Here is a 6,780-nt window from a genome sequence, read left to right as displayed (position 1 = left end):
CGCGCCCTTTTTTGATAATTCTGATGATATTAATGTCAAATTGATAACCCCCCCACCAAATCCCCCAGCGTCACCATCAGCATCATCGGATCTATCGGTGAAGGCTCAAACCCCACACGTAGGTAAAATTCCCGCGCTTCATCAGACAGCGCATGAACCAACATCCCGCGAATGCCGATAGTATCCGCCACCTGAATCACCCGTAGCCCAGCATCTCGTACCAGCGCCCGGCCAACACCCTGACCATGTAATGATTTATCTACCGCCAGACGACCCAGCACCACGACCGGGATTGGATCGGGCATATTGCGGCGAAAACGTCCAGGAGCGGCATTCGTTGCTACAGCGCTGGAGGCCAATGAATAATACGCCAACACTTTTGAATCATCGCAACTGACGAAAGTTCGTGATGCACCAGTGACCTGATTTTTCATCGCCCGTTGCTTCAGCCAGTTGTCCATAGACTCCACGCCGCAACAGAATGAAGATAGTACATGTTCGGCGCGGAGTGGCTCAGGGGCGGAAATCATTTTTTCTGTTCCCACGGTGCAGGAGTTTGCATGGTTTTTCGCAGCGCGGCATTTGGTGAAGTAGTCTGATCCAGACGAGCAAGGAATTCCTGATAAGCATCAGGATCTGCCATGATGATGCGCTGATCGATCAACGCTTCCTCTGCGGCGGCACGCGCAGCCTCAAGGACAAAATCAGTACGATTTTTTCCTCTGGCCTTCGCAGCACGATCAATCAGATCGCGTTCGGCAGGCTTGATGCGTAAATTCAATGTTTCGCGTTTAACAGAAACGCTGTTCGTAACTGGCATGATGTTATCCTCCGGACTACTCTCTGGATATTAATCATACAGCAACCGTAACGCTAATGTCATTACGATTTATCGGCGTCATAGGGAATCGAACCAAAGGAACGAACCGGACATTTCTTTATCGTATGCATCCCATGATTCTGATCTATCTATGAAAATACGGGTCAACCTACGGGTCTTGACAACAACCTCGATTAAAATTTATGCTGTATTTCAACTTAATAGAAAGCTGAATGATTCCGAGTCCGGCACCACTTAATTTAAAGAACCCGCTCACAAGGCGGGTTTTTGCTTTTCAAATCACGGACTCTCCATCGAACTACGTTCGATGACTCGCTTCTGCGAAGCTCGCCCTACGGGCCAGCGCGAGCATCGCGCTGTTCAACGCCTGCGGCGTTAGTCCGAGTCCGGGCACCACTTATTTAAAGAACCCGCTCACAAGGCGGGTTTTTGCTTTTCAGCGCAGTAATTATCTCCGCGACATGCCAACCGCATTGATTTACCCCTTCGTACCCAGGAAGTTTGGGGCAAATTTCAGTTCAGCGTACGGGGTAACGCTTATACGTAAACTGACAGCAAAACCTCTCGCAAAATCTTACAAGCTTACCGACTCACAAGGCCCGTATCTGACGGTATCCAGCAGTGGCGCTAAGTTATGGTATTTCCGCTATCGCTTCGGCGGTAAAGATAGCTTGCACAGCTTCTTACTGGTTGGTGCAGGTTTTTCCCTGTGAATTATCTCAGATTATAATTTATTTACTAATTAATCGCATATTAACCATTACCGAAGAAGACTATTAAACCCCCGACAAAATAATTTTCTTTTTCTGGTTGATTTTCTCTTATCTGCGATTAAATTAATATATATTGATTTCAAACAAGCACTCTCCAATATTCAATATTCATTGAAAATTAGCTTTAATATCAATCAATAACCAACCACTCCTTATATTTCATGTATTTATGCGATTTGAAGTTTTATTAATAGTTCGAACATTAATTATGATGTGAACTAATAAAAAAACATCATACATTAACGACAAATTAATCAACCGCATTAATAATATTAAAAAACCATAAGCAAGCAGCAAAGAGAAACTCTTATCCAGAGTTTTAACACATATAAATGAAGGAAACTAAAATGTCTGATAATACCTCGCAGTTTGAACAAAGCTTACCTAAAGATTTCACACTCTTCGAGCAAGATGGCATCCTAATCACCTTGAAATTACCCAAGGCATTGCAGATCAATCAGAACCGTCAGGAGTCATACACCACCGCTCCAATTCTTCACAACAACTCTTCGTTTCACATTAAATCGGCGACTTTCACTGTCGAACTTCAAGACGTGCTCGATGCGTCGAGCAACGCGATCGCGAGCGTGCGTTGGTGGGACGCTGATACGTTCAATGGGGTAAAAAGCATAACGTTCTTCTGTGAAGACATTAAGCCTGGCGGAACGAGCGTGTGCCAACCTGATAATTCTGCCTACACTCAAGTCAGGTGGAACGCAACAGTCTCAAGTGGTCGCGGCGCAGGAAAATTCACTAGCACTGTGAGCCTTGTCGAGCTCGACTATGGGCCTCTTAAGCCAAATAATAGCAACGATGGGCCGACTGTTCAGATTGGATAATAGCGACTCGACGTTCTAAATAGCTGCGCAGAATAGTGCTCCACTTTTGGCTAGCCCTTGCAGGGCGAGGAGCTTAGGCACTTTTTCCGCAAAGTCGCGTTACATCTGGCTAGTGATGTGTTGCTCTTTCGCGACTGTCACACGTCAATAAATGACAGATGTAGCGGTATTAGGCGCAGCTATTTAGTCATCAGGTATTCAGATGCTCTTATTCTCATCTGGGCCATCAGTGAGTTCTGCTTTCCAGATAAGACGGTTGACCGATATTTCTACAGCACAACCGTCTTTCAACATATCAGTCCATTTTCCATGCTCATAATTAAAAACCCGGATCACTTGATGACCGGGTTTCCATTAGATCTGGGAAATTCTATTTGGATAAATATCTTTTATTCCGACGGGCATTACCATCTGGTAACAGCCCTATTAATATCAAGCCCGCCAAACTGCTGACTAATCGCTCCCCCCCTTAAAAGGCTGAAGACTGGAAGAAGGAAAACCGTGAAGGAATAGAAGAAGTCGCCAGATTTATCGCCCAGAATGGCTCCTTCTCTGATGAAAACAGGAACTGGTGAACGTGTAATTCATTGCTTCTCACTATAAACGAGCCAGCCATTACAAAACGTTTGTCGATGTACAAAGTGATATTGTCGAGACGCCAAAGTGACGCATGGTCATTCCGCTTATCAAAGCGCATCACCTGTCTGAGAAAATGAATAAAACGCTGTTCCCTCAGATCCTCATCAACGGCGAGAATTACCGACTAATGACGACTGAACTATCGAGCGTTCCCGTTGAGGTCATTGGTGAGGCTATCGCAGATCCACTCAATTCAATTCCCTGGCCCCATACCCCACGACTACCTTTCCCGCAGCAAGGCTTTTTGTTACCACGGTTCCGGCGCCGACTTTTACGTTATCGCCTAATGTAATGTCGCCGAGCAAAATGGCATTGGCGCCAAGCTCCACCTGATTTCCCAGCACCGGGCTTTTGGTGGTATGGCCTTCACGGTTTACCACGCTGCCAATGGTGACCCCCTGCCGTAATGTGCAGTTCGCCCCGATGATTACGTCGGAATTCACCACGATACAGTGCGGGTGATATATTTTCAGCCCAAAACCGATTTGGGTTCTGTGTGGAATTTCCACACAGAACAGCCACTCATTAATCACTTTATTCAGGACAACAAAAGGAATGCTGATAATTTTCAGCAGCGCATTTGATGACTGGTAAATGGTTGAAAGGCGAAACAGCAGTATGACCAGTTTAGCTTTAATACTGCCGGCCGCCTTTACTTCACGCCATACATGGCCGATATTTTTCAGCATATGAATATCTATTCTTAATTCCGTGCTCAGTGCACCGTTACCGTGGAAATTCGATACCAACCGTCGGCCTGCTTGCCCTCGTTGGCGAGATTAATTCGCGATACTCCCTTTGCGTCCAGCATCGCCATTTCAATATTATACCGCCCGGCTGGCAGTGCTTCCGGCATCGCCAATTGGTAGACGGAGGTATGCTGCCCCGGCAACCAGGTGCGGATGTCATCAGCCGTTTTTCCCATACTCATTATGGTATTGGCATCATTCACCACCCGATAGGCCACATCATATTTCAGATAAATGGGCGCTACGCCGTCGTTAAACCACTGCTGGTTTAGCGTCAGGCTCTGCCCTTGTGCCAGTTCAGACTCATGAGTTAAAGAGGCCAGGCGGAAACGGTAACCGAGTTTGGTCAGCGCGTTATCAACAATGTCCCGATATTCCGTCGGCACGCTGCGCGATTTCAGATTAATGGTGCTGGCGTGCTGTGCCAGCGCCCAGTCAAAGGTCGCCTGCACTTGCGCACGAGTATAGTGCTGCACGCTCTGCCACTCCGACATATAACCACAGATTTCCAGACTCACCGGCGCACGTTGCCACGCAGAGCTAAAATTTGGATAAAGAGCCTCCGCGTTTTGCAGCCGCTGCGGATAATCATCTTGCATGTGACTCCATGTGGTCGAAAAATTATGCCAGTCTCCCCAGCAGTCCGCGCGCCATCCCGCACCTTGCTTCACTGCGCTGACCAACGTGTCGCCGCCGCTGATGAGCATAATTTTTGGGCTGTTGGGAAACGCGGCAAAATACATTTTCACGTACTGATCCAACTGGGCTGATGTGTAGCGCTCCAGCAGCGGCTTAATGGTGGGGAAATTGGTGTTATGCCACTCGCCCCATGACCCCACCAACCCAATATCGATATAAGCCAAATTCGAATTACCGTCATAGCGCTGCCCAAAAGCATTAAGCAAACGCTGGCTGTATTCGATAAACACCGGGTCGTCCAGATCCGGTACAAAGGTTTTTTTGTCCGGCGTCCACTCGCCCTTGATACCTTTTTGGATCAGCCAGTCAGGAATCTTCGAACCACTGGCAGGCTCATCAAGCGTCATAAAGCGTAACCCCACGTTCATCGGCGGTTGATGCTGGCTAGCCAGTTCGAAAATAGCGTCCACAGCTTGAAAATTATATTGTCCTTCTACCGGTTCGAGTTCATTCCAGTACAAGCGATCATATTCAATGCCAGTGTCGGGATAATCAGCCAGCGACAACGTTGCGTTATTACCCTTGTTAAAGCTGGCGACGCCATTGCCCGGATTCGTTAGCGGGCCGGTTAATCCTCTGGGGGTGATGGTCGTCATAGCGCCCTCGGCCACACCCAATACAGAAAATAGCAAACCTCCTACAGCGATAATTTTAAAATGCATGTATGACTCCTTATTTCCACATCAGCAGAAACCGGAGGTCAGTGATCCTTCAGGCTGAGCCACCAATCCCAAATTCCTAAGTGGAAATGTGGGAAAATATCAATACCCAAGGCAGACTTAATCATGTATAGCGTCAATAGCGCCGCAAGCGTGCAGGACAAGCCGGTAAACAGGATCAACGCGGTCAGCAGTATGCGAAATAGCGTTGACTCTTTGCGTGGACGCTTGCGGTGATCCAGACCGAACAAAAAAACGAAGTAATAGCGCCTGTTCAAAAAAGGGAAACTCTTACGCACGTCGACCCAATGCATTGAAGATGCCGTAATCGACAGCACCGCCTGCTCAACGGCCAGCCGCTGTTCCGAGGTAAGTTCTGTATCGGTTTTTCCATCAAGGGCTTCATAGAAGCGCTCAATGACTAACGGGCGTTTATTCGATTCGTTCACTATTAACCTATTGATTTATTGACTCATTGATTTATTTACTGCGGTGTAAACGGCCATCGTTTGTTGCGCGATTTGTTGCCAATTATACCGTTGTAAATATTCAGAGTAATCAACAGATAACGATTTAGAGCGCAATGTGATTTTTTCGGATAAATCCGCCACGTCTCCTACATTGAAATAAGTTTCCGGCGCTAATTTCACCTCCAGATTGGCGGGAATATTGCTGACCACGACAGGCAATGAGAATGACATGGCCTCCAGCAACGCAATGGGTAACCCTTCATGATACGAAGACATCACAAAGAGTTTAGCCTGTGAGAAAACAGTTTGTAGTTCCTGGCCGGTTAAAAATCCGGTCAGTATCACATTCGGGGTTTCATGGGCTAACTGTTTTAATCGCATGCTATACGCGGTGGGGTGATCGGCATCGCCAACCAAAACCAGTGGCATCGTGACGCCCGATTGCCGATAGGCCGCGATAAGATCGTGCAGGCCTTTTTCTTCCACGAAGCGGCCAACCGCAACCAAATAGTTTTGTGGCTGAAGAGAAAAACGCGCCAATGTTTGATTGATAACGTCCGCGGTTAGTTGCTGGGATAGATTCACACCGTTATAGATAAGATGGGCATCATCGCGGCCATATTTCTGCTTGATCATATTATTAATAACTTCGGAGATCACAATCACTTCATTGGCATATTTCACTGCGACTTTTTCACCCAGCAATAAAACTCTCTTTGCCAAAAATCCCCATTTCTGGCGGTCATAGTCCGGGCCATGATGGGTAAAAACCACTTTTTTACCCAGCAAACGCAGCAGCGGCACCACCAGACCCGGACCAATAGCGTGAACATGCACCACCGTGGACTGATCAAAGCAGGTGGTGAATGCCGCCAGCACCGAATGAACTATCGCCTCTAATGAACGTTTTTTCGGCGCCAGTAAAGCGCGAGTCATCACGCCTCGATATTGTGATTCTTTATAATTAACATAAGGTGAACGTGCGATAACGCAAATATCCACGTCGAATTGCTGTTTAATAGTCGGATATAAATTTTGGCAATGTGTTTCCACACCGCCCAACACGTTTGGAATACCACGTGTTCCCAAAACGGTAATTTTCGTAGTCATA

7 protein-coding genes and 3 pseudogenes are annotated in these 6,780 nt (G+C 47.1%); 4 read left to right on the top strand and 6 right to left on the bottom strand.

The window, feature by feature from the left end; genetic code table 11:
• Positions 1–35 precede the first annotated feature (35 nt).
• Positions 36–530 (bottom strand): GNAT family N-acetyltransferase, encoded by a 495-nt coding sequence (locus DDA898_RS03070; protein ID WP_038910183.1) that lies wholly within the window; start codon positions 528–530, stop codon positions 36–38.
• Entirely contained in the window at positions 527–820 is a 294-nt protein-coding gene (locus DDA898_RS03065; protein ID WP_038910182.1) for a type II toxin-antitoxin system TacA family antitoxin, read from the bottom strand. The genes DDA898_RS03070 and DDA898_RS03065 overlap by 4 nt, the downstream gene beginning before the upstream one ends.
• Positions 821–1,380: 560 nt before the next feature.
• Here DDA898_RS03065 and DDA898_RS23550 point away from each other — a divergent pair.
• From DDA898_RS23550 to DDA898_RS21970, 4 genes and pseudogenes are all read left to right on the top strand, one after another.
• Positions 1,381–1,524: pseudogene (locus tag DDA898_RS23550) on the top strand (Arm DNA-binding domain-containing protein); the annotation flags it as partial.
• Between the two features lie 437 nt (positions 1,525–1,961).
• On the top strand, positions 1,962–2,453 hold the full coding sequence (locus tag DDA898_RS03060) for a hypothetical protein (RefSeq protein ID WP_038910180.1): 492 nt from the start codon (positions 1,962–1,964) through the stop codon (positions 2,451–2,453).
• Between the two features lie 473 nt (positions 2,454–2,926).
• A pseudogene (locus tag DDA898_RS22985) lies at positions 2,927–3,028 on the top strand (type II toxin-antitoxin system CcdA family antitoxin); the annotation flags it as partial.
• 11 nt (positions 3,029–3,039) lie between these two features.
• Positions 3,040–3,384: pseudogene (locus DDA898_RS21970) on the top strand (CcdB family protein).
• Here DDA898_RS21970 and DDA898_RS03055 read toward each other — a convergent pair.
• The 4 genes from DDA898_RS03055 to DDA898_RS03040 are packed head-to-tail and all read right to left on the bottom strand — an operon-like array spanning position 3,281 to position 6,779.
• Entirely contained in the window at positions 3,281–3,781 is a 501-nt protein-coding gene (locus DDA898_RS03055; RefSeq protein WP_038910179.1) for a serine acetyltransferase, read from the bottom strand. The pseudogene DDA898_RS21970 and the gene DDA898_RS03055 overlap by 104 nt on opposite strands.
• A gap of 26 nt (positions 3,782–3,807) precedes the next feature.
• The gene (locus DDA898_RS03050; protein WP_038910178.1) at positions 3,808–5,202 is read right to left on the bottom strand and encodes a DUF4832 domain-containing protein; all 1,395 of its coding nucleotides are present in this window, start codon (positions 5,200–5,202) and stop codon (positions 3,808–3,810) included.
• Between the two features lie 38 nt (positions 5,203–5,240).
• Entirely contained in the window at positions 5,241–5,648 is a 408-nt protein-coding gene (locus tag DDA898_RS03045) for a hypothetical protein (RefSeq protein ID WP_013316234.1), read from the bottom strand.
• 15 nt (positions 5,649–5,663) lie between these two features.
• Positions 5,664–6,779, bottom strand: coding sequence for a glycosyltransferase family 4 protein (locus DDA898_RS03040; protein WP_038900220.1), 1,116 nt, complete (start codon positions 6,777–6,779; stop codon positions 5,664–5,666).
• Position 6,780: the final 1 nt, after the last annotated feature.

Origin of the sequence: Dickeya dadantii NCPPB 898, assembly GCF_000406145.1 — a bacterium.
GTDB classification, from domain to species: domain Bacteria; phylum Pseudomonadota; class Gammaproteobacteria; order Enterobacterales; family Enterobacteriaceae; genus Dickeya; species Dickeya dadantii.
This window is presented reverse-complemented; position numbering and strand designations above follow the sequence as displayed.

What these genes read in the sequence shown, in the direction of transcription:
- DDA898_RS03070 (WP_038910183.1), bottom strand. Translation starts at nt 530, where the DNA reads ATGATTTCCGCCCCTGAGCCACTCCGCGCCGAACATGTACTATCTTCA.
- DDA898_RS03065 (WP_038910182.1), bottom strand. Translation starts at nt 820, where the DNA reads ATGCCAGTTACGAACAGCGTTTCTGTTAAACGCGAAACATTGAATTTA.
- DDA898_RS03060 (WP_038910180.1), top strand. Translation starts at nt 1,962, where the DNA reads ATGTCTGATAATACCTCGCAGTTTGAACAAAGCTTACCTAAAGATTTC.
- DDA898_RS03055 (WP_038910179.1), bottom strand. Translation starts at nt 3,781, where the DNA reads ATGCTGAAAAATATCGGCCATGTATGGCGTGAAGTAAAGGCGGCCGGC.
- DDA898_RS03050 (WP_038910178.1), bottom strand. Translation starts at nt 5,202, where the DNA reads ATGCATTTTAAAATTATCGCTGTAGGAGGTTTGCTATTTTCTGTATTG.
- DDA898_RS03040 (WP_038900220.1), bottom strand. Translation starts at nt 6,779, where the DNA reads ATGACTACGAAAATTACCGTTTTGGGAACACGTGGTATTCCAAACGTG.